The 23,171-nt window shown below is 66.0% G+C and carries 18 protein-coding genes; 9 read left to right on the top strand and 9 right to left on the bottom strand.

The genetic code is table 11. The features are described from left to right. The first annotated feature begins 148 nt into the window (after nt 1-148). Nucleotides 149-1,012 (top strand): diaminopimelate epimerase, encoded by an 864-nt coding sequence (locus H5T74_04920; GenBank protein MBC7229719.1) that lies wholly within the window; start codon nt 149-151, stop codon nt 1,010-1,012. A gap of 252 nt (nt 1,013-1,264) precedes the next feature. Here H5T74_04920 and H5T74_04925 read toward each other — a convergent pair whose 3' ends face one another. Both H5T74_04925 and H5T74_04930 read right to left on the bottom strand, forming a co-directional pair. Beyond that, nucleotides 1,265-1,816 carry a TraR/DksA C4-type zinc finger protein gene (locus tag H5T74_04925; protein MBC7229720.1) on the bottom strand — a complete coding sequence of 184 codons (552 nt, stop codon included), beginning with the start codon at nt 1,814-1,816 and terminating at the stop codon, nt 1,265-1,267. A 53-nt stretch (nt 1,817-1,869) separates the two neighbouring features. Beyond that, nucleotides 1,870-2,880, bottom strand: coding sequence for a VOC family protein (locus H5T74_04930; GenBank protein ID MBC7229721.1), 1,011 nt, complete (start codon nt 2,878-2,880; stop codon nt 1,870-1,872). Nucleotides 2,881-3,419: 539 nt separating this feature from the next. Between H5T74_04930 and H5T74_04935 the strand changes: the two genes are divergently transcribed. From H5T74_04935 to H5T74_04945, 3 genes are all read left to right on the top strand, one after another. Then, complete coding sequence (locus tag H5T74_04935) at nt 3,420-4,469, top strand: DUF2804 domain-containing protein (protein ID MBC7229722.1); 1,050 nt, start codon at nt 3,420-3,422, stop codon at nt 4,467-4,469. A 409-nt stretch (nt 4,470-4,878) separates the two neighbouring features. Next, the gene (locus tag H5T74_04940) at nt 4,879-5,751 is read left to right on the top strand and encodes a hypothetical protein (GenBank protein ID MBC7229723.1); all 873 of its coding nucleotides are present in this window, start codon (nt 4,879-4,881) and stop codon (nt 5,749-5,751) included. Between the two features lie 246 nt (nt 5,752-5,997). Further along, a complete protein-coding gene (locus H5T74_04945; GenBank protein ID MBC7229724.1) occupies nt 5,998-6,504 on the top strand; it encodes a hypothetical protein in 507 nt (168 codons plus the stop codon). A 156-nt stretch (nt 6,505-6,660) separates the two neighbouring features. On the opposite strand, the gene H5T74_04950 is transcribed toward H5T74_04945, so the two are convergent. From H5T74_04950 to H5T74_04960, 3 genes are all read right to left on the bottom strand, one after another. Further along, nucleotides 6,661-7,284 carry a PHP domain-containing protein gene (locus H5T74_04950; GenBank protein ID MBC7229725.1) on the bottom strand — a complete coding sequence of 208 codons (624 nt, stop codon included), beginning with the start codon at nt 7,282-7,284 and terminating at the stop codon, nt 6,661-6,663. A gap of 3 nt (nt 7,285-7,287) precedes the next feature. After that, nucleotides 7,288-7,938 (bottom strand): PHP domain-containing protein, encoded by a 651-nt coding sequence (locus H5T74_04955; protein ID MBC7229726.1) that lies wholly within the window; start codon nt 7,936-7,938, stop codon nt 7,288-7,290. A gap of 342 nt (nt 7,939-8,280) precedes the next feature. Then, on the bottom strand, nt 8,281-8,988 hold the full coding sequence (locus tag H5T74_04960; GenBank protein MBC7229727.1) for a hypothetical protein: 708 nt from the start codon (nt 8,986-8,988) through the stop codon (nt 8,281-8,283). A 166-nt stretch (nt 8,989-9,154) separates the two neighbouring features. On the opposite strand from H5T74_04960, the gene H5T74_04965 reads away from it, so the two are divergent. Then, nucleotides 9,155-9,778, top strand: coding sequence for a GerMN domain-containing protein (locus H5T74_04965; protein MBC7229728.1), 624 nt, complete (start codon nt 9,155-9,157; stop codon nt 9,776-9,778). A 286-nt stretch (nt 9,779-10,064) separates the two neighbouring features. Here H5T74_04965 and H5T74_04970 read toward each other — a convergent pair whose 3' ends face one another. Beyond that, nucleotides 10,065-10,820, bottom strand: a complete 756-nt coding sequence (locus H5T74_04970) for an SGNH/GDSL hydrolase family protein (GenBank protein ID MBC7229729.1) — start codon at nt 10,818-10,820, stop codon at nt 10,065-10,067. Nucleotides 10,821-11,159: 339 nt separating this feature from the next. Between H5T74_04970 and H5T74_04975 the strand changes: the two genes are divergently transcribed. Further along, a complete protein-coding gene (locus H5T74_04975; protein MBC7229730.1) occupies nt 11,160-11,912 on the top strand; it encodes an alpha/beta fold hydrolase in 753 nt (250 codons plus the stop codon). An 81-nt stretch (nt 11,913-11,993) separates the two neighbouring features. On the opposite strand, the gene H5T74_04980 is transcribed toward H5T74_04975, so the two are convergent. Further along, on the bottom strand, nt 11,994-13,196 hold the full coding sequence (locus tag H5T74_04980; protein ID MBC7229731.1) for a glycosyltransferase: 1,203 nt from the start codon (nt 13,194-13,196) through the stop codon (nt 11,994-11,996). A 626-nt stretch (nt 13,197-13,822) separates the two neighbouring features. Between H5T74_04980 and H5T74_04985 the strand changes: the two genes are divergently transcribed. Both H5T74_04985 and H5T74_04990 read left to right on the top strand, forming a co-directional pair. After that, nucleotides 13,823-14,779, top strand: a complete 957-nt coding sequence (locus H5T74_04985; GenBank protein MBC7229732.1) for an NAD-dependent epimerase/dehydratase family protein — start codon at nt 13,823-13,825, stop codon at nt 14,777-14,779. A gap of 129 nt (nt 14,780-14,908) precedes the next feature. After that, complete coding sequence (locus tag H5T74_04990; GenBank protein MBC7229733.1) at nt 14,909-16,462, top strand: NAD(P)/FAD-dependent oxidoreductase; 1,554 nt, start codon at nt 14,909-14,911, stop codon at nt 16,460-16,462. Nucleotides 16,463-16,516: 54 nt separating this feature from the next. Here H5T74_04990 and H5T74_04995 read toward each other — a convergent pair whose 3' ends face one another. After that, nucleotides 16,517-17,608: a 4Fe-4S binding protein gene (locus H5T74_04995; protein MBC7229734.1), complete on the bottom strand. Its 1,092-nt coding sequence runs from the start codon at nt 17,606-17,608 to the stop codon at nt 16,517-16,519. Between the two features lie 247 nt (nt 17,609-17,855). Further along, on the bottom strand, nt 17,856-19,370 hold the full coding sequence (locus H5T74_05000; protein ID MBC7229735.1) for a long-chain-fatty-acid--CoA ligase: 1,515 nt from the start codon (nt 19,368-19,370) through the stop codon (nt 17,856-17,858). Nucleotides 19,371-20,186: 816 nt separating this feature from the next. Here H5T74_05000 and H5T74_05005 point away from each other — a divergent pair. After that, nucleotides 20,187-23,066, top strand: a complete 2,880-nt coding sequence (locus tag H5T74_05005) for an alkaline phosphatase family protein (protein MBC7229736.1) — start codon at nt 20,187-20,189, stop codon at nt 23,064-23,066. Nucleotides 23,067-23,171: the final 105 nt, after the last annotated feature.

Below are 23,171 nucleotides of genomic sequence, written 5' to 3' on the forward strand. Positions count from 1 at the left end.
CGCGCCTCCTCCCGCGGGCAACCCGTGCGTGTCGACCCTTGATCGTTCCAAGCCTCCCGATTCTCCGCTCGCGACCCCTTTCTAACTTATAATGTGGGAGGTGGGCGAGGTCAAACGCCGCCGCGGTTCCGGCCCCGAAAGGAGAGCGATGGAGTTCTTCAAGTACCACAGCCTCGGCAACGATTTCATCCTCATCGACGCCCTGCGCTCGCCATTGCGCCTCTCGCCGGCGGAGATCCAGATGCTCTGCCACCGTCACTTCGGCATCGGCGGCGACGGGATCCTGGTCATGGAGCCCTCGCAGAGGGCCTTCTGCCGCATGGTCAACTACAACCCCGACGCCAGCCAGGCGGAGACGAGCGGCAACGGCCTGCGCTGCCTGGCCAAGCACCTCTACGAGACCGGGCTCTACCCCCACCGGGAGATGGAGGTGGACACCGCGTCGGGGGTAAAGAAGCTGCGCGTGCGCGTCGCGGGAGGTAAGGTGAGCTCGGTGGAGGTCAACATGGGCCGTCCCGATTTCCGCCGCTCATCCATCCCCATGCTGGGAGAACAGGAGGAGGCCGTGGAGGTGGAGCTGGAGGCGGCGGGAAGGAAGCTGGCCGCCACCTGCCTCTCGCTGGGCACGCCCCACTGCGTGATCTTCGTGGAGGACGTGGAGGGATTCCCGGTGGGAGAGATCGGCCCCCTCATCGAGAGGGATCCCCTCTTTCCTCTCCGCGTCAACGTGGAGTTCGTGCAGGTGATGGACGTGTCGGAGCTCGGCCAGCGCTCCTGGGAGAGGGGGGCGGGGGAGACCATGGCCAGCGCCGCCGGAGCCGCCGCCGCCGTCGCCGCGGCGGAGCGCACCGGAAAATGCAAGCGGAAGGTCCACGTGCGCCTCGCGGGAGGGCTCATGGAGGTGGAGATCAACCCGCGGGGCGAGCTGCTCACGCGCGGCACCGCCCGCAGGGTCTTCCGCGGCGAGCTCGACGCGGACTGGCGCGAGAGGAGCCGCATCGTCCTCGCCTGACGGCAATGCCCGGCCACCCTTTCTCTCCCGCCGGTCGCCCATCGCGTCGGTGCCGGTCGGGACCGGGTCCCCGGCGCGGGAAACCCGGTTATGCCCCCCACTCAGACAAGCCCGCGATCCTCTCCTCCCCGACAAGCAGAGCCGGGATATCTCCACGCGAACACGGCCGCGTCCAACGACACGCGCGCGACCCTTGGCCTGACGCGCCCTAAGCAGCGGCCGTGAGCGCCGCCCCGTACGGCCCCGGGCGGTTTATCCCTCCCGGGCCCGTGCGCAGGGGATGCAGAGGCGTCGGCCGTCCTTCTCCACCAGCCGCGTCTCCATGGTGGGCTCCCCGCATTCATCGCAGGGCACGGAGGCGCGTATCTCCGCCTCGGCCGGGAGCTCGTACTCCACCTCCGTGATGGAGAAGAGCTCCTCCGCCGGCGCGGTGAGCAGCCGTTCCGTGACCATCTCGCGCCTGCGCGAAGGGTCCTCTCCCTCTCCGGGGGGAGGGATGGCGCCGGCCTTGAGGCTTACCCGCACCGCCCTGCCGGGGCGCCGCCGCGACGCGAAGGTGAACACCTGTTTGCCGTGGTCCCTGAAGACGAGGTTTCCCTTGCCGAAGGTACAGCCCGCCAGGAACTGCACCGCGTCCACGCTGCAGGAGTCGTTCTCCACCTCGCAGACCAGCTCCTCGTCATAGGCGCGGGCGATGCCCATGCGGAGCATGGCCTCGCGGGTGGCGCGGTAACCTATGGTCAAGCCCGGGCATAAGTGCCCGTGGAAATCCGCCGCCGCGCGCAGGTCCTCGGGTATATCCATGTCCTCACACCTCCTCATCTCCTCTCCCGAGGGCGCCGCCCGGCCGCCCTCCGTCAGACCAGCCTAAGCGCGGCCGCCAGCTTGAGCAGCCGCACCAGCAGGACCTTCATCACCCGGGGCGAGGCATGCAGCACCCTCTCCACCTCCACCATCTCCACCACGTTTCCCTCCGGGTCCTTGATATAGGCGAAACTGCCGATGGTGCCCGACCCCATGTCCACGCGCGTGGGCGGGTGGTAGAGCTCCGCTCCCCGCCCCAGAAGATCGTTGACCGTGCCCGTAAGATCGGTGACGTCGAAGGCCATCTCCATGAGGCCCACATCCCCCCAGCGCCTTCCCTCGTAGATGGCCTTGCCCCTGTAACCCGGGGTATGCACCAGCTTCACCACCGCCCGCTCCAGCAACGGCAGGGCGCTCTCTCCCTCCGGGCGGTGGGCGAGGACGGCCATCTCCATCTCCCTGCCCTCCGTCACCTCGTCCATCTCCGGGATGCGTCCCTTGAACTCGTGCAGGACCTCATTAAAACCGAGGATGTCCGTATAGAAGGAACGCGCTCTCGCCATGTCCGCCACCCCGATGGCCACGTGGCGAACTCCCCCCACGGCGGGGCGCCTGCCCCCCTCCACCTCCACCAGCTGCACCAGAAGGCCGTCGGGATCCCGCAGGTATGCATAGCGCTCCCTTCCGCCCGAGCTCAGCTCCATGCTCCTCACCGGGGTGAGGAACTCGGCCCCTCTGCTCCTCAGGTCCAGGTACAGCCGGTCGAGCAGATAGGCCTTCAACCCCACCTCGAGGTAACCGAGATCTCCCCACCGCACGGGCTCGGGCGGCTCCAGGGGACGGGTGGAGGTATGCTCTATGAGCTCTATGGCCCCGCCGCCCCCGATGTTCATGGCCATGAGTGCCCGCATCTCCACCACCGCACCGATGATGGGCGCCATCTCCTCCAGGTAACTGGTCTGGTCGCTGAGCTTGATGCGGAAACCCATCAGCCCGCGGTAGAACTCATAGGCACGGTCGGCATCGCGCACCCCCATGCCCACATGCTGGAAAGCGGTTATCATCTCCATCCTCCTCGCCGACTGCCGCGGCGCCGGGCCCGCGGGACCTCCACCCTGCATGGCATGCGGATATCCCCACCGGTCACTATTCTATGCCAGCCGCGCCATCCGCGACAGGCGTTCCCTTCCCTTTCCCGTTTTCGGCACGGTCACAGGGGAGGAACGTGTCCCCCCGGGATGCGAAACGGGCCGCATGGAGGCCGCGGCCGGGCGCGAGGGGGCAGGAGCGCCGCCGTATGGGTCTCTGCCTCCTTCCGCCCCGCCGGAGGAGGCCGACCGCACGTCCCCTCCTGCCGGCAGTAGAGGAGATCCTCAACGAGAGCGGGGCGCCCCACCAATCTGGAGAGGGAGGAAAGAGGGCCTCGCCTCGTCGGTCGTCAGGCAAACCACGACCGGCACGGGGAAATGTCAGTAAGAGCCCGGGGGTGACCCGGGAGGCGCCCTGGAGGATAATAGAGGAGACGCGCGCCTCGGGACCGCCGCACTGGGGCGCAGACCGGGGGCACGGCCCCGCGGCGAAGAAGCGCGAGGAAGGAGGAGCCTTGCGAGAGATAAAGAGAACGCCTCCCCGCCTGGTGGAGGAAGGGAGGGTGGTGGAGTTCGGCGCCTTCGATGAGCCTTTCAGGGAGCTCAACCTTGAGGAGGCGAGGATATTCGTGGGCGGAAGGTCCTCCCTCCGCCCCCTCAACCGCCTCCGGCTCAAGGAATGGCAGCACTTCGGGGTGATCCACCCCCGGCACTATTTCGGCATGGTGATCTTCGACGCCAAATTCATGGCCGTTTCCTTTCTTTACCATTACGACCGTATAACGGGAGACATGGCGGAGCATTCCCGCCAGGCCGGAGGAGGAAAGGCGCAGGTGGCGGAGACCACCTGGCGGGGGGAATGCTCCTTCGCCGCCTCCGGCTACTCCCTGCGGTTCGAGAACCGTCTCGAGAAAGGGTATCACCGCGTGCGCCTCGAGGTCAGGGAGAGGCGCGGCCTGCCGGACATGAGCGGGGAGTTCCGTATGCTGGAAGACATTTCCAAATATCGTCCCCTGGTGGCGGTGAGCCCCTTCGCCCCCAACCGCCCCCTCTACACACACAAGGCGGCCTGCCCCGTGGAGGGGCGCATCACGGTGGGAGGCACCGAGGTGGAGCTGGAGCCGGAGCGGGACGTGTGCCTGCTTGACGAGCAGAAGGCCTTCTACCCCTACCGCAGCTTCTGGAGGTGGCTCTGCTTCGGCGGTTTCACCTCCGACGGCACCCTTGTGGCCGCCAACCTCTGCCACAACAACATCGCCGACGACGAGGAGTACAGCGAGAACTGCTACTGGGTGGGCGGCGAGATCCACCTCACGGGGGCGGCGCGTTTCGGATACAGCGAGGCGAAGATCCTGGAACCCTGGTTCATCAGGACCACCGACGGGGCGGTGGACCTCTCCTTCCAACCCCAGGGAGAACGAGCAGAAAGGATCAGGGTGGGCCCCATCCTCTCGGACTTCCACCAGCCCTTCGGGCTCTTCCGCGGCCGGCTGGGCGCGGGCGACGAGGCGGTGGAGGTACGCGACCTCTTCGGCCTCTGCGAGCAGCACATCACACGCTACTGAGGGCCAGGGCGCGAGGCGGGGTATGGCCTGCGCATAAACCGCTGCCCTGCAGGAGAACGACGTCCCGGGACACCACCCCGGCCCGCCGCGGCCCGGACGGCCTCGTCCTCTTGCCGGCCCCGCCGCTCCGGGAAGGAGTGCGCCGCAAGGCGCTGCCCGGTCGCCGGCGGGCTGACCCGCACCGCTGACGCGCTGGCACGGCTGCGCGGGCCGGGCGAAGAACGGGAACGCGAGCCGTCCCTTGATCATCCCGCAGGTACCGGCATGCGAGCCGGATCCCGGACCGCCTCCTCGGGTCCCCGGGGCATCGCGAGGTTAAAGTATACGCCGCATGAGAACGACAACACACTTATGTGAATGACGGTCCGGCCTGGAAATACTCGAGGCCCGATATCAGGGGGTGTGAAAGATGAAGTGTCCCCGCTGCGGAGCCGACAACGGCGAACAGGCCGAGTGGTGCTACCTCTGCGAATACCGCTTCTCCGGAGAGGCGGAGGCGGGAGCGGTCACGCCGGAAGGCGGAGCCGCCGCAGGAACGGCGCCGGCGGTCGGGGCTCCCTGGGAGGCTGTCCCTCCCTCTTACCCCGCCCCCCCGCAGGCGGTCCAACCTCCGCCGGCCCCGGCGGGTCGGGCCCCGGTCCCGGGCGCTCTTCCGCCCGGCTTCCATCCCCACCCCGTCGGAAAACGCGTTCCCAGGAACGTCTTCGCGCTGGTGCTGGTGGTGGCACTGGCGGTCATGGCGGCGGGGCTGCTGGCCTTTTTCCTCCTCCGCGGAAAGACCTATACCATCAAGGTCGACCCACCCCCCGGATATTCCAGAGCCGATGAGGACATGGTCAAGCAAGCCGAGAAGGGTCTCGCTGACTCCGCCAAGGGCGTATCCCTGGATGAGGTGTTCATAGACGATTCCCGGACCAACTTCGTCTTCGTGTTGCACCAGGACGTGCCCTTCTCCGACGCGCCCTCGGGCAAGGACCCCGAGGAGATGGAGAAGTACTTCTACGATCATAAGGACGAGTGGACGGAGGCCTTCTCCAGCGGCATGCTGGAGGCACAGCCGGACCTGAACCCCCGGCTGGAAAAGTACGAGGTGATAAGGCTGGCCGGGGGGGAGGCCGCCCTGCATATGACCACCTCCCTGGGCATCCAGCAGTACGCCTTCACGGTGGATACCCTGTGGATCATCAAGGAGAGCTCCGCCTTCGCCATCGTGGTGGAGGGCCTGGACCCGAACGGGGTCGAGGTGATCGAGTTCCTGCGCCAGAACGTGACCTTCGAATAGCCCCGGAGCGGTCACCTCTTCGATCCTCGGGCACGGGGATACAAGGCGCCGTCCAATATAAATGGCCGCGGGGAAGAGAGCTTGGCCCAAGGAGCCGTGCCGTAGGGTCTCACCTACCCCTCGAAAAATGACCCGGCGTTAGCGGAGCCCCCGTCAGGCCTCCTCTGCACAGGCTTTGCAGTCCCCCTACCATGCCTTATCCTGGCGCCCCTGGGATGTTAGAATGGCTCCGGGAGGTGATGGGAGATGGAGATGCTGGTATGCCCCGCCATGTCCGTGGACGACAAGTACCGTACCCTTTATGCAGCCCTCATGGGGGTGTTCAACGATATCGCGCAATACGCCTCCTCCAGCCTGACCCGGGAACAGAAGCAGGCCCTGGTCAACGCGGCCATGCACGGGGTTGGCTGGAGCGCGGGCAAGAGGCTGGTCAAGGTCTACCGCCTGAAGCCCACGGTAGAGGACGCGCTTCGCCTTCTGCTGCTGCTCAACAACGAGTCCCTGGCCTACCTGCCCAAACTGAAACAGATCTACGCCGAGCTGGACGGCGATGTGGGCTACCTCACCATCCGCCGGGATCCCTGGTACGACTGGTACTTCAAGCACATCGACATCGACTGCGAGGAGAGCTGCTCCCGACACGAGTTCACCGGCCTCGTCTCCCACCTGGGCGGAGATTTCCGCATCGAGGTGCTGGAGTCCCTGCCCCGCGGCGACGAGCGGTGCCGCTTCCGCATCAGCAAGGGGTCGTAGCCTCGAGCTCAGACTGCTGCGCTATGCAGAGTTCACCGACGGATTGATGGATCTGGTCCTCGACTCAGTGATGAGTGGAGGGGAATCGCGTCATCTCATCATCGAAGATCGAGGCTGCGATTCCCGCAAATGTCCCATGTCCGGGGCTGACCCCATTTATTTTTTCAGCTCATCCAGGTAGGTGGCGTAGAACCTGCCCGCGCGCAGCTCCTCCACCAGCTCCTCCTCGCTGGCGATGTCCCGTTCGAAGACGGTCACGCACTTGCCCACCTGCCATAACGCGTGGGCGTCGCTCCCGCCCGTCCCGCGCAGGCCCAACTCCTCGGCCAGGGCGAGGGCCTTGTCGTTGCTGCGCACGGTGTTCGCCCCGTTAAGGGTCTCGATGGCCACGATGTGCCCCAGGAGCTCGCGGGGAAAGTTATGAGCGTGCTTGTGCTGGCGGCCCCAACCGCGGCAGGGGTGGGCGGGGATGATAACCGCTCCGTCCTCCTCCGCCATCTCCAGCAGCTCCTCGAAGGTGGTCAGATGGTACCTGGTGTCTCGCTTCATGCCGTACACCAGCATGTCGCCCAGCTCGGTGTATATCTCGACCCCCCTGAAGACGGGGTAGCCGCTGCCGCGCGCGAACTCCACCATCTTGTGGGCGCCGCGGTGGGAATGGTGCTCGGTCACGCAGATGGCGTCGATGCCCAGCTCCCGCACCCTGTCCAGCAGCTCCACGGGCCCGAGCTGGGAGCAGATGGATCCCAGGTTGGTGTGGATGTGCAGGTCGATGATCAAGTGCTACCTCCAGAACGCCGTAGTCCTGATGCCCTCCGCCTCCGCCGCGTAGGCCGCCCGGCACCTTCCCGCCCTGATCTCCTCCACCAGTTCCTCCTCGCTCCCCAGCTCGCGTTCGAAAACGGTGAGACAGCGGCCCAACTGCATGAGGAAGTGGGCATCGCTACCTCCCACCCCGGGCAGGCCATATCTGCGCGCGTAGGCCTCGGCCGCCTGGTTCGACTCCGGGCTGGAGCCCCCGTTGCGCACCTCTATGGCATCCACGTTGGAGAGCAGAAACTCCGCTCTCTCCTCGCCCAGGACGTGGTGAAAACCCAGCGACCCCCGGCAAGGATGGCAGGGGATGATCACCCCTCCCCCGCTCTTTACCTCCTCCAGCAACTCCGCGAAGGGCGTGGTGACGGGATAACGCTCGCGGCAGGCGCCGAAGACCAGCATGTCCCCGTACTCCGTGTATACCTCCACGCCGCGAAAAACGGGGAACCCCGCCTCCTCGCCCAGGCGCCTCGCTACCTCCGCGCCCTCCAGCTCCTCGTGCTCGGTCACGCATACCGCGTCAAGCCCGATCTCCGCCGCCGTCCTGATGAGCATGCGGGGCTCGATCTGTGAACAGGGCGATGAGACGGAGGTGTGCACGTGCAGATCCACCAACATCGCTTTTGCCTCCTCGCGCCGCCGTCCCGCGGCGGCACCGCATATTCTTTCACATCGTCCGCCCGTCCTTCAAGGTGAAAGGTCAGGGGTGGGGGGGAGCCCGGGGCGGCCGGGAGCTGCCCCGGGGGGCGGGTTCGCGGGCCGTGCCCGGCGGAGATGTGCCGCGGCCCGGCACAACGGGTACGGCGGCGGTAGGCCGTTCCCGCGCCCGGGCGGCGAAGCTCCTGGAGATCGGGCGCCGTCCCCGAAAGCCCGGGACAGCCGCCGGAGACTTCCGGCAGGGAAGGCGATTGAGCCGCGGCGACGCGGGCTACCGGCGGCTCCGGCTCATATGCTCCCCCCTCAGGCAATAGGCCGCAGCGCCAGGAAGACCATGGACACGAGGAACAGGGCGTACCCCATGACCAGAACGCCGACCCGTGCTCCCGGCACCTTGAACTTGCTGCAGAGACCCGCGAAGAAGAGCACCGCCGCGAAGAGCACCGTGAGCAGCACATATCTGTCGGAGTTCTCCAGGGCTTTCCTGGCCTCTTCTTTCTTTGCGTCAGCCTCCCGCTCCAATTCCTGCGCCTGCTCACGGTTCGCGTTACGGTACTCGGGCAGCTCGAAGGGCGTTGCGGGAGCCGTCGGCGACCGTTCCGTGTATGCCGGTTTCCAGACCTCTACCGCCGCCTTCATCTCTTCGCGGAAGAGCCCTTCCTCGTAACGCAGCACCGTATCCCGGTCTCCCGCGCCGAGGGCCTTCAGGTAATCGAGGAACATGGTGACGTCGATGGTGAGCTCCGTATCCGCCAGGTCGCCCGCCTCGTCGGCGTGGACGCGGGCGGAGTTCGACGCGCTGAGGAGCAACGTCTCCCTGCTGCGCCAGCGCGATGCCTGGTACGCGCTCCAGGCAGACGCCACGGTCGCCAGGGCCAGGAGTGCGGTGGCCAGGATCTCCAGCCATTCCCCGTGCAGGCGCGCGAAGAACCCCGGCCTCTCCTCAAGGACCGCGCTTTCCGTGTTCTCCCCGTCCATGGCCATGACCCTCCCCGTTCCCGTGCGTATCATCCCCCCTCCTACCGCCTATATCTTCGGCAGGACAGGATAGCCCTTGAGCCGGCTTGCGGCGGCTCGGTTCACGCCCGGCATCGGCCGGAGGCCAGACCGCCGGCGATGCGGTATCATCTAAGAAGTCGATAACGTCGTGGCCGGACAGGAAAGGAGGTCGTTCGCCTTGCGCGGGAAGATCGGACCGCTGCTCGGGCTGGCCCTGGCGTCTCTGCTCTGCCTGCTCCTCGTGGGCTCGAACTGCGCCTGCTGGAGAACGGAGGGCAATAGAGGCGATGAGCCCGTCGAATCGGACGGAGCGGAGCGCGGAGACGGCGAGACTGCAGAGGTAGGCACCGTGGAGGTGACCCTCTATTTCCGCTACGACACCCCCGAAGGATCTTGGCTGGCGCCTGAGAAGAGGATGATGGAGGGCGCCGAGCCCTGCCGCGCCGCTATGGAGGCCCTCATCGCCGGTCCCGGACAGGGCTCCTCCCTGAAGCCCGTGCTCCCCAACACCGTCAGGGTCCTCGAGACCGCCGTGGAGGGAGGGATATGCACGCTGAACGTCAGCGGAGAGATAATCACCGACGCCGCGCAGGTGGGGGTGAGCGCCTCCGGCGAGATGCTGGCCCTCGCGGCCATCGCCAACACCCTCACCGGCCTTGCCGGCGTGGAGAAGGTGAGGTTGCTGGTGGAGGGGCTCCAGAGCGGCATGGTGGAGGGCCGTTTCGTGGAGGACTTCTGGGGACACGTCGGGCTCCCCGAATACCTGGAGAGGAACGAGAGGCTCATTTACGGAGGAGCTTGAGACGTCCGCCTCGCTCCCGAGAACACCGGACCTCATTGGGTTGCGGATGTCGTCCCTTTCTTATGGACCGTGCCCTCCCCCCGTTCCGGGGAAAGTCTCACCATCACGCCCCTGGCGAGGCAGCACCTCCCGGCAACGGGATCGCCGTAGGAGGGTTCGCGCGAGAACGCGATGCGCGGGGATCCCGCCAGAGTAAGTCATCAGAATCCTATACCGTATCGATGCTGCCTTCCGTCTCCCCGCCGTATCGCGGCCGGCCCGGAGATGCCCCTTGCGCCTCCGCCCTTCAGCCGCCTTCCAGGGCGGAGAGGGCCCCCTCCAGCACAAGGTCCAGGGCGCGGTAGGCGGCGTCGTTGAGATGCGAATCGTAGGGGTCGGCTGCGTATTCGGGCCTGAGCCACCCTCCCGAGACCGCCAGGGTACCATAGAGGTCCACTACCACGATCCTCCCCGGATGGCTCTCCGCCAGCTTTTCCAGGAAGGCGTTGTATCTTCTCTGGTTGTCCACCAGCCACTGGTCGCAGTATTCCCTCACCAGGGGCAGGGCGTTGCCCAGGAGCAGGAAGACGTTCCCCGCTTCCACCGCCGCATCGGCCACCGCCCGCACGATCCCCTTGTTCCTCTCCAGGTTAGCCTCCGCGTCATCCCGGTCTCCTCCCTCGAAATCGGCGAAGCAGAGCTTGAAGAAGACGATGCCTCCGCCCTCATCCGCGAGGTCCTCGATCACCTCCCGCGCCGTGTCCGCTATCCCGGGTGGGGATTCCATTTCATGGTAAAACATGGAATAGCCGCGGAATAAGGCGGGGTCGGCCGGGTCCCATTCCCAACCCCAGTGATCGAACCACCCCCCGAGCACCGAGCGCCCGCACATATGCACCGCTCGGGAGCTTGTTGCCGTGCGTCCCTCGTCGCCGCCCCCCTCCTCCACGGCGACCTCTCCGTTCCCGCCCTCGCCGCGCGGCTCCTGTTTCTCCGCCGCGCCGCCGCAGCCGAGGCTGAAGAGGAGCACCGCCACCGCCAGCAGGACCGCCGTCCTTTTCATCCCCCACCTCCCTGTTCCACGAGACCGGGCAGGAAAGCCGGGAGGCCGCCACCGCCCCGCGCGCCGTACGCCATCCATCGACCATCAGTATAGCAGGCCGGGACCGGCGGGCCGTGTCCCCGGGCTACGGCATGCCGTTCTTGTATATAATCAGATCGGCCCTTCTAAGATGAATGCAGGCGATAGGTGGCGGTGAAAGGGGTCGCGATGAGAGAAGCCGCGCCTCCGACCTGCGATCAGGTCGATGATCACGAGGATACGGTCCCGTCGCGCCGCGATCGAAGATCGAAGACGCAGCCCCCGGAGTGCGACGTAAACGCGGCGCTGCCGCGGGGGGTGATGTTCGCGGCCTACACCGTCCCCGCGAGGGAATATGCCCTCGCCTGCGAGGACGGCACGCCCATCCACGCCCTGCGCCTGGGCAGGGAGCCCGCCAGGGCGGTGGTCATGTGCCACGGCTTCGTGGGCAACAAGAACATCCGCGACTTCGTGGCCCTGGCTCAGGACCTCTCCCTGCGCTATACCGTCTATACCTTCGACTTCCGGGGCCACGGCCTCTCCCCCGGGCGCTCCACCTTCGGATACCGGGAGACGCAGGACCTCCACGCGGTGGCGAGGCTGGCCCGCGAGGAGGGGAACCGGCGGTTGGCGGTGGTGGGCTTTTCCATGGGGGGAGTGGTGGCCATGCGCTACGCGGCCCTGCACGGGGGGCTCGACGCGGTGGTGGCGATCAGCGTCCCCGCGGACATCGCCTCCGCTCGTGCCCCGGGAGCCCGCCTCATCCGCACCCTCCTGGGCAACCCCCTGGGGAGGATGGCGGCGGCCCGCCGCTACGGCGTGAGGGTGAGCGGGGAATGGAAAAAACAGGCAGCTCCCGCGGACCTGGTCAGGCTCATCGTTCCGCAGCCCCTGACCATCATCCAGGGAGAGGACGACTTCATCTTCGAGGTGGAACAGGCGCACGAGCTGGCACGGCGCGCCGGGGACGGCTGCCGCCTCAAGACCTTTCCCGCCTTCGGCCACGCCGAGCAGGGGTACGGCCCCCGCCTGGTGGAATACCTGCTCGAGGTGCTGGAGGAGGACCTGGGCTGAGGACTCCGGTCCTCATTGACCGCGGCCCGGGACGGCCGCGGCGGCGGGCCGGAGCCGGAGAAGGCCTTCCCGTATTCCCGCCTACGGACCCTCCACCACCTCCAGGAGGACCTTCTCCAGCTCCTCCACGCCCTTCTCCCAGGAGAAGCATTCCACGGCCATCTCCCGTGCCCTTTCCCCCAGCAGGGCGCATGCCTCGTCGTCTTCCAGCAGGCGGGCCACCGCGTCGGCGAAGGCGGCGGGGTCGTCGGCGATGACCATCTCCCTGCCGTTCTCCGCCTCCACGCCCTCCGCCCCCAGGGCGGTGGTGACGATGGGCAGCCCCATGGCCATGGCCTCGAGGAGCTTGCCCCTGAAGCCTCCCCCGATGCGCACGGGGTTCACGAACACCTTGCTGCGCTCGAAGTAGGGACGCACGTCGTCCACCGTTCCCGTGACCACCACCGAGGGATCGCGGCGCGCGATGGCGAGAAGGTCCGGGGTGGGGTCCTTGCCCACCACGTAGAAGCGCGCATCCGGGACCCTTTCCTTGACCCGCGGCCACATGTTGGCGTGGAACCAGACTACCGCGTCGCGGTTGGGATCGTGGGGGTAGTTGCCCAGGAACATCACCGCACGCTCCTTCTCGCACTCATCCGAGGCGCAGAAGTGCTCCACATCCACGCCGTGGGGGACCACGGAGATGTTCAGGTCGGGACGGATGTCCAGCAGTTCCTGCCGACCCTCCGGGGTAAGCACCAGCACGCGGTCGGCGTCCGCGTACATGTCGAACTCGAACTTCCTCAGGCCCTTGAGGTTCACAAGGGCGGAGAGGCCTTCGCGCGAGAAGCGCTGCACCCGCCAGGCCTTGCGGCGGGCCAGGTAATAACACTCGTGCACCGACATCACCCGCTTGATGCCCGCGAGGTCGGGGTTGCGGAAGAGATACTGGGCGACCATGGAATATTCGGACACCACCACGTCGTAATGGGCGCTCCTTACCATGTCCCGTAACACGGAATACATCTCGGGGGAATGGCAGTTCAAGAAATATATGGGAACGGGGGAGAAGAGGAAATCCCGCGCCTTGCGCAGGGGATTGTCGTAGACGGGCATGGGCACCCCTCGGAAGTCGCGGCAGAAACGCGCCACCGTCTCCACATGGTCCCATTCTTCAGGGGAGACGAAGGAGAGCAGCGAGACGTTGTGCCGCCGGGAGAGGATGCGCACGCGGTTGTAGATGATGATGGGACCGCCGATGACCCTTTCATGGGGAAGGGTCTTGCAGATGAACAGGATATCCATGCTCCTCCCTTCACTCGCGGCTATCGCCCGGTCACCGCCGCCAACGCATTCCCTGCCCAGATTCTAACCCGCCGGCACGAGGTCCGGAACCCGTTCCCCGGGGCGCTTGCGGATAGCCTGCCGCCGCCCGTTCCCGCCACGGGAGTCAAAACAGCCCGTAGCCCTCCTTTTCCCGCTCCGTCCGGTGGTAAAGCGGCGGAAAAACCGGGGGCCAGCTCCCGGTGAGAGCCCGGGACTTTCCCTTGTACGCTCACTCCTTTCACCGCGAGGCGCCGCGACCCCGCCTCGGAGCGATTTCTCCAACCCGGGGACCTTGCCTTTTCCCCTCTCTCCTTTCCCACCTTATAGACCGCTCCCGTGGCGACGGGGAACCATCGAACGGGGGATTGCGCCGCGAGAAAAGCTCCCTCCTATCTCTCCTCCGCGCCGACCCTCGGAGCCGGAGCCGGGAGGGAGCCTGAGTGCCAGCCGGGAAGGCCCTCTCCGGGGGAACGCGCCGCAGGACGTCAACGGGGGAGGCCCGGAGCCGCGGCGCTTATCAAAAGCTAGCCTGAATCTATGGTCAATCATGGTATCCAAACAGGCCGTGTTTCTGCTACAATCCTGGCGGAGACAAAGGAAGGGAGGTGGCGGCCTTGCGGCTCTTCATCAGCGGGATATCCGGTTATCTGGGCGGAGTGGTGCTGCGTTCCCTGGAGCAGGAACCGTTCATCGAGGAGATCGTGGGCATCGACGTGCGCCCGCCGGCCGTCACCGCGTCCAAGCTGCGCTTTCACCGCCTGGACGTGCGGGACCGCGAGGGCGTGAGGCGGGCTCTGCGGGGCTGCGACGCGGCCCTGCACATGGCCTTCATCCTGGACGAGATCAGGGACAAGAAGGAGACCCACGACATCAACATCAACGGCTCCAGGAACGTCTTCCACGCCTGCCTGGATACCGGGGTCCCCTGGTTGATCCAGCTCTCGAGCATGGCCGCCTTCGGCGCACATCCCGACAACCCCTTCCCCATGGACGAGGAGGAATACCCCCGGGGCGACCCCCGCTGCTATTACTCCTACGGCAAGGCCGAGATAGAGCACTACCTCTTTCGCCTCACCCAGCTGCACCCAGAGCTCACCTTCACCATCCTCAGGCCGTGCGTGATCGTGGGCGAGGGCATGGACAACACCGTCTCGCGCATCTTCGGCCGCCGGCTGGCCATGCGCCCGAGGGGCTCCGATCCCCATACCCAGTTCATCCACGAGGACGACCTGGCGGAGGCCGTCCGCCTGGTGCTGATCTCTGGAGCCAGGGGTATATACCACGTGACCAGCGACGACACCATCGCGCTTTCGGAGATGATCAAAAGGGCCGGCATGGCGGCGCCGGCGGTGAACGCCGACCTCATGTGCGCCCTGGCGGACACGGCCTACCGCCTACGCCTCTCGCCCATCTCCTCGCACTGGATAAACATGTTCCGCCATTCCATGGTGGGAAGCAACGAGAAGATCAAGCGGGAGCTGGGTTGGAGGCCGCGATTTACCTCCCGGGAGCTGTTCGGGCTGGTGCTGGAGGCGGGCCGCGGGTCCCGGCGCAGGGGATGAGCCGACCCGCCTTCCAAGGAAGGGAACGACGGCGAGGCCGGCAAGAGAGCCGGTCCGGAGGCCGCCATATGCAGCGCGGTCATAGCGCGTAGGTCATGTAGGCGGTCAGCGGTAAAGAGGAGGGAGAGGATGAGCGGGAGCGGTGAGCGCTACGACGTCGTGATCATCGGGGCAGGGGTGGCCGGGCTGGTATGCGGCTGCTACCTGGCGCGCGCCGGTCGCCGGGTGCTGCTGCTCGAGCACGGCAACGCGGTGGGGGGCAACATCCAGGGCATCCGGCGCAAGGGCTTTTATTTCGATGCCGGCTCGCAGTCCACGGAGAACGTGGGCATCCTCTTCCCCATCCTCCAGGACCTGGGGATATACGACCCGGGGCAGTGGGAGCGCTCGGAGTGGCGCTGGGTCACCCCGGACTGCGACGTCACCCTGCGCGACTTCGGGCAGGTGCGCGAGGACTTCAAGGGCTTCTTCCCGGAATCCGCCGTCGACATCGACGCCTGGTTCGACTTCATCGAGCCGGGATGCGCGGTGATGCGCGACCTCATGTCCGCCCCGTTCCCCCTCGTCCTGAGGGGACGCGAGAAGCTCCGCAACCTGGCGAGGATGACCAGGGTGGGCCTTCCCATGCTGGGGCTGATGTCCGAGACCCTGCGCATGTCCGGCAGCGAAAAGGGCCGGGAGATATTCCGGGACCCGCGCCTGGCATTCCTCTTCGGGGAGTTCGGGGACACCAACATGCTCCTCTTCATGCACTACTCCTTCTGGTACAGCTTCCTCTACGACTACGTCTATCCCCGGGGGGGCCTGGCCGCCCTGGGGGAGATGCTGGCGGCGAGGTTCCGGGAGCTGGGCGGCGAGCTGCGCCTCTCCTGCACCGTGGACCGCATCCTCACCTCGGGAAACACCGCGGTGGGGGTGGAGACCCGCGCCGGCGAGCGCTTCGCGGCGGAAAAGGTGGTGAACACCGGCAACCCCAAGCGCCTGGTCACGGAGATGTGCGACCCCTCCCTCTTTCCCGCCCGCTACCGGGAGAGGATAAAGAACGCCCCCGTGAGCATCTCGGTGATCACCGCCTTCCTGGGGCTGGACATGTCCGACGGCGAGCTGGCGCAGCACATGAAGACGCACCACGTGGTGCACTGGAGGACCTATTCCAACCGCCAGGACATCTACGACCCCGAGCAACACCGCAAGGGTTGGGCCCTCATGAGCTGGTGTTCCATGCACGACAAGAGCCTGGCCCCGGAGGGGAAGAACTCCCTCATCGTGCAGATCCCCGTGCCCTACGACTGGATGAACGGATGGGGGACGGGATCGGCGGACCCCATGGCGCGCAACGAAGCCTACCGAGCCCTGAAGGAAAAGGTGCTAGAGGACGTCATCGCGGACACCGAACACATCCTGCCCGGGCTGCGGGACAGGGTGGCCTACCGCGAGCTGGCCACCCCCCGCACCCTGGCGCGCTACACCCTCAACCCCCAGGGCTCCATCATGGGATGGTCGTACGACATGTACAACACCCCCCTCTTCGGGCGCTTCGGGAAGTTCACCACCCCGGTGAAGAACCTCTACATGGCCGGCCATTACTCCGTGTGGCCGGGGGGCATCGTCTTCAGCGCCCTATCCGGGAAGCTGGTGGCCGAGGGCATGTACGAGGGTTTCGCGAAGGTCTTGCTGTACTGACCGTCACGCCGGGCGCGGCCGTCTTCGGAGGCCAGTACGGGCCGAACGCCCCCCTCAGGCCAGGCGGCGAGGGGGCACGAAGACCGACCTGATCCCGGTCCGCCGCAGGGCCATGGCCTCTCCCGGACAGTGATAGGCGCACACGCCGCAGCCTATGCATCTCTCGTCGTCGATGCGGGCGAGGTCGTCCACCAGCTCTATGGCCTCCATGGGACACATGTCGATGCAGGTGCCGCATCCGTTGCACAGGTCGGCGTCCACCCCGGCCCGGTAGGAGGTGTAGGTCTGCATGGGGGCGGCCCCGCGGTAATACAGCTCGAAGGTCCCGCAGCAGCACTTGCAGCAGTTGCAGATGGCGAACTCGTCCCGCTGCAGGTCGTTCTTCTCGTGGAAGAACTTGTGGACCAGTCCCGCCTCCTCGCATTCCTTGAGGATCCTCTTGGCCTCCTCTCGGGATATCTCGCGGCCGAAACCATAGTCGATCATGAAGCGGGCCGAGCGCCCGAAGGTGAGGCAGTTGACCTTCTCCTCCGTGACCTCGCATCTCTTGCCCAGGAGGTCCTTGTGGTGGCGGCAGTAGCAGTGGCTGACGGCGAAGGTGTCGAACTTGTCCGCGATCTCCATGGCGTCCTCCAGGGGCATGACGCCCTCCCCTTTTACGTCCACCTCGCACTCCACCGGCACCACCCGGGTTATGGGGGGGATGGCCTTGAGCGCCTCCACCACGTTGTCGTAGTTCGACTGCACCATCTGCGAGAGTTCCTCGAAGAGCCTCTCGAAGAGCACCGCAAGCTTTTTCTCCTTCTCCCCCTTCTCTCCCCGCACCATGGTCAGCTCGAAAAGGCCCGGGAAGGGGGGCATGATGGTGAACACCTCCACCCCCGTGCTGCGGCTGGTGGTGACCATCAGGGCTCCCTTGCGGAGGAGACGGTCGAGCATGGACCTCATGGCATCTTCTTCCATGCCGCAGCGCTCCCTGATCTCCTCCAGGTTCAGCGACGGCTTGGTGAAGAGGTGCAGGAAGGCCGCCTCCTCCTCGTCCATGATGGTGCGCAGCAGCTCGAGCAGGGTGTCGTTCACGGGCATGGGCACGGGCCCCGCCGCGATCATGGCCGCCGCCGCCTTCGTCCATACCTTCTCGGACATGCCTACCTCCTTGGTGGAACGTGCCGCCGACCGGCACATCCTCTTCCCTTTTCGCGCTGGGATCCCGGACAATCCTTGCTTGCCCATACTATACCACCCGCCGTAAGGTGAGTCGGCCCGCCCTTGGGATTGCGCCGCTTCCCCGCATGAGAGAATGCGGCGACCCTTCCCGGTGTACGGGTTATGGAAGGCGACCCGCCAAAAGGATTGATACCGGACCTTCGATGTGTTGGCGATACCCCCATGCTTATAGCTGGGAGCGCAGCTCGCGTTTCAGTATCTTCCCGATGGAACTCTTGGGGAGGGACTGCAGGATGCGCACCTCCCGGGGCCGCTTGAAGGACGGCAGGCGCTCTTCGCAAAAGGCCAGGATCTCCTCGGGCGCGGCCTCCACTCCCGGTTTCAGGGCCACGCAGGCCACGATCTCCTCCCCGTAATCGGGGTCGGGGACCCCGATCACCGCCGCCTCCGCCACCGCCGGGTGCTGGTAGAGGACCTCCTCGATCTGAGTGGGCATGATGTTCTCGCCGCCCTTGATGATGATGTCCTTCTTGCGGTCGGTGATGTAGAGGTAGCCGTCCTCGTCCAAGTACCCGATGTCGCCGGTGTGCAGCCAACCGTTCCGCAACGCCTCCGCGGTCTCCTCGGGGCGCTTGAGGTACCCCTTCATGACCTGGGGTCCCCGGATGACCACCTCCCCGATCTCGCCCGGCCCGAGCTCGTTGTCGTCCTCGTCGAAGATGGCCAGCTCCATATTGTCGTAGGCCTTGCCGGTGGAGCCGTCCCTCCATTCCATGCTGGGGCGCAAGCAGGCCCCCATGCCCGTGGATTCCGTGAGCCCGTAGAGCTGGCGCATGGTGCAGCCGAACTTCTCCATGAAGGCGCGGCGGAGCTCCAGGGGCAAAGGCGCTGCGCCGGCGATGCAGTCCTTGAGCGAGCTGGTATCGTACTTGTCCACGTTGGGATGGTTGAGGATGAGGGAATACATGGTGGGCACGGCGGGGAAGAAATTGACCCGGTAACGCTCGATGAGGCGCAGGCACTCCTCGGGGTCGTACCAACGCATCATGATCGCCTTGCCCTCCGGGAACTCGTTGAAGTTGCTGGCGTTCATGGCCCCCACCCCGTAGATGTGCGCCAGCGGCAGGCACATCAGCCCGATCTGGGGCTCCTTGACCTCGTTGGCGCGGTAGGCGCTCTCGGCGGAGGTGACGAGGTTCTCGTGGGTGAGCATCACCCCCTTGGGCTTGCCCGTGGTGCCGGAGGTGTACATGAGCATGGCCAGGTCGTCCGGCTCGCGGTCCACGATCTCCAGCTCGGAGGGGCCCGAAGAGAGAAGGCGCTCGTATGAAAGGGTGCGCGCCCCGTCCTCTCCCCCCACCACGATGACGTGGCGCACCCGCTCCATCCCTTCCACCGCCTCCAGCACCTTGGGCGCGATTACGGCGTCGGTTATCACCGCCACCGTCCCGGAATCCTCAACTATAAAGCGCATCTCCTGCGGGGTGAGCACGAAGAGGATGGGGAGCGCCACCCCTCCCATGGCGAAGATGGCGCTGAAGGACTCGAAGACCTGGGGGCAGTTGGACATGGTCACCGCCACCACGTCGCCCACGCCCACTCCTAGGTCCCGGAGCGCGCGTTCCAGGCGCCCGGAGGCGTCCCGCAGCTCGGTGTTGTAATACTCGCGGTCCTCGAAGACGATGGAGACCACCTCTCCCACCCTCTCGTAATACTGTTCCCCCAGCATGGCCACGTTCATGGCTTACCCCCTTCTTACCTCACCTTCTCCCCCTGCATGGGACCGTATCCCCCGATCCCGTGTAAGTGGCAATAAATACCATCCGCGAACATGACATCCGCGCCACCCATGATCGCGGGACCGACCCCCTTCAAGAAACCGACCGCCTGTCAATAAATATACAGCAACCCAAAAGCTGCGGAAAGCAATATTTACTTCCTAGTTTACTATGCTGACCGTTATCACGCCGCCATACTCTTTATATCCCCGGCCGCCAAACCTAAACCCCCTGCCATCGGGAATCCCGTAATACCCGCTTCCGGCCACGGCGTGTCAGCTGCCGGGCTTGAGAGCGCGGGTCAAGCACCAAACCGCGAACCACCTCAAGGCTCCGGCAATCGGAAGAGGAGAGAACCATGAGGTTGAATGGCGCTATCCGGTATGCTACCATGCGGTAGTAAAGGGGATGCTTGCGAGCACCGTCGGATTGGGGGGAAACCATCCGCTCTTTCGCGAGTCCTCGAGTTGGCTGTTCCATAAGCACCCGGGCTATCCGGTCGAGCCCTTCCGCCGCATGGAGCGCGGCGTTCCAGCAGCCGTGCCATAAGGCGGCGCGAGAAGTCCCGTGCGGTAGGAGGTCATGTCGCCCCCTCACCCTGGCGGCGGAGTCTGGGAGACCGATGCCTGGACATATGGATCAACGCGACCAAGACACCCCCCGCCTGGTGACGTCACCTTGGCCGGGGCCGCCCACGGGGATGCTCGCGTACCCCCGGCATCACCTCACGGAAGTATATCGGCTTGCTAAGAGACGGAGAGGAGTAAAGGAGGGAGCCAATGCGCGCACCGGGTAACAGCGGATTTCGGAGGAGGCATTCCTTTTATATCACCTTCGCGACCCTGATCGCCGTCTTGGCGGCAACCGCGCTGGCGCCGCTGCCGGTTGAGCGAGCCCAGGCACAGCCGCCGACCTTCACCCCCGCCACCTTCGACCTCTTCAGCATGTTCCCCCAGCAGGCCCTCTCCCCGGCCACGGGCAGGACGGTCACCTGGATGCCGGTGGAGACCCGCAACATCTCTGGCACCGGAGACTGGACCTGGCTGTCGGTCAAGGTGGAGTCGCCGTACTTCAACGCCTTCGTCTTCCCGGCCCTGGTAAGGCCGTCCGGTCCGGAGGGGAAAGCTAAATCGTGGGTGCTGGTCACCTGTTCACCCGCCACCCCGGAAGGAACGGTCGGCTACTTCAAGGTCACCGCCACACGCGGAACGGAGAAGCACCGCCTGTGGCTGAAGGTGACCTCCCTTACTTCCCGACCAGTGCTGGAGAACTCGCCTGGAGACACTCTCACCGGGCAGGGCTACCGCAAGCCGCTCCTGCAGGCCTATACCGGCACCCCGCTCACCTGGTGCCTCGCGGCCACCAACCACGGGGGCGGCACGGACACCTTTTCCCTCTCCTACCGCGCCGACTTTCCCTGCAGGGTCAGGTTCACCAACACCGCGGGAGCGGAGATAGACCGGGTGACCCTGGGTGGGCTGAGCCATAACTACCTCTATTCCACCCCCGCCTACGTCACCGCCGAGGTCGTCCCCACCGCTCCCCTGCCTAAGAACCGGCCCGGAAGCGTGGTCTTCGAGCTGGGGCCCGGCACGCGTTCCTCCACCACCTCGCAGGTGACGGCGCAGTTGCTCAACCCCGGCATGCTCTTCTGCGTCAACGATCTCGAGGGCCTGCGCCCCCACGCGCACCAGGTGATGCCGGGGGAGATGACTACCTTTATCTTCCATGTGACCAATTTCGCACCCTCCCCGGCGGACATCACCCTGGAGGTCTCCGCGCAGGGGGAAGGTTGGGATGCAAGCCTGGACAGCGCCAGGCTGGAGGGCCTCGCTCCCGGAGAGACGCGGCAGGCGATGCTCACCGCCGTCGCCCCCGCAGGCGCCGCGGCGGGCGATGCGCTGGAGGCGACGGTAACCGCAAGAAGCACCTCGGGAGAGGCGGAAACGGTGGAGGTGGCCGCGGAGGTCACGGACGTGCCCAACATCTATTATTTCGCCATCGATTCCATGGAACCCCAATACCTCGACCTAAACCGCGCCGGCACGAGGCCGGGCCGCGACGGGGACTGGCTCATGCCCAACGTCCGCGCTTTTCTCTCGGACTGTGTACGTTACCGTGACGCGCGCGTCTACCTGCCCTCCGCCACGGACATGAACCACACCAACGCCCTCGCCGGCACCTACACGGGCACCGCGGGCATCTACATGGTCGGGGGCAACTTCGTTTCCTTCACCGAGCATGACGAGGTGATCACCGCCGCCAACTCCATGGCCCTGATGCGCCACGGCCCGCAGGGCGAGGCGGTGAAAAGGGTCTTCGAGGTGGCCAAGGAGGAGACGGGGGGCAAGGCCCTCACCGGGTTCTGGTCCAACAAGAACTGGCTGGCGGACATCGAGGGAGAGCGGGGGGTGGACATCGTGGGTAGCAGCGAGCGCTTCCCCCTCTTCTTCCCTCCCCCCTATAAATACTTTGCGGCGGGAGACCCGCGGACGGACAACGATCCCTGGGACCCCCTCTCGGCGCCCTTCTCCGCCTGCCTGTACAACGACACCATGCGCGAGATCATAATCCCGGCCCTGTCGGGTCAGTTCAACCTCGTGCTGGGCCTGGGGCTCTACCTCATGCCCATCAACATGGTGATCGGGTTCATGCCCGGCAACCACTGCGAGGACCGCTATCTTGTGGACTCCTTCCTGCGCTCCATCGCCGAGGAGGACCCGGACGTCTGCTACATCAACGCCGCCGACCTGGACAACACCGGCCACTTCACGGGGAGCTCCTGGGAAAGCGGGGAATGGGACGGCCGGGGGACACCTGGCGCCACGGATGACGTGAGCCGCTATAGCCCCTGGATGCGCCGGGACGAATGCCTGGACATCTGCCGGGAGGTGGACGAGCTCTTCGCGGAGTTCATACGTACTCTGAAGGAACGCGGGGTGTATGACAACAGCATCGTGGTGCTGCTCTCCGACCACGGCATGGAGAACGTCAAGGACGCAAAGAACGGGTACGAGGTCCTGGACCTGCGCCTCATCCTCAGGGCTCACGGCCTGCTGCTCAACGAGGACTATCACGAGGGCGGCGGCACGGAGATCAACCAGATATGGTGCGACGACCCCGCCAAGCTGCAAGCCATCGAGGAGATCCTGGAAGGGTATACCGTGAACGACCCCCAGCTCGGGCCGGTGCAGCCCCTCATGGTCATCAACAGGGACGAGGCCAAGGCAGGCGTGGACTACGGGGAGCTGGGACGCGTGCGCCCCGGGGAGCTGTACTCTGAATTCTGGGCGGAGTACTGGCCCGCTCACCCGGACGGGCAACAAGGACAACTCTGGCCTGACCTCTTCGTGTTCCCCAGGTACAACTACAACGTGGCCTCCCACGGACAGGTCCTGGCCAGCGCCATCAACCCGGTGGGCATCACCCTGGGCAACGTCCCGGACAACGTGCAGCTCGGCTTCCCCGCCGCCCACGGGGGGCTGCAGACCGTGCACATACCGCTGTGCTTCAAGGCCCCCGCCGGTTGGTCCTCCTACCGCCCGGGAACGGCGGTGGACGAGGAGGTTGAGGTGGGAGACATCGCCCCCACCATCTACTTCATCATGGGCTGGGCAGCCCCGTCCTGCGTGGACGGCAAGCCCCTGCCGAAGCCGTAATAGACCAAGCCGCCGGGGGCTTGTCGGGAAGGCGGGCTCCGGTGACAGGGTAGGACGTCACGAGACCACTGCGGCGCGCCGGCAGACCCGAAAGCCGGCGCGCGC

The sequence above is a fragment of the Actinomycetota bacterium genome, from assembly GCA_014360645.1.
In the GTDB taxonomy this organism is placed as follows: domain Bacteria; phylum Actinomycetota; class Geothermincolia; order Geothermincolales; family RBG-13-55-18; genus Solincola_B.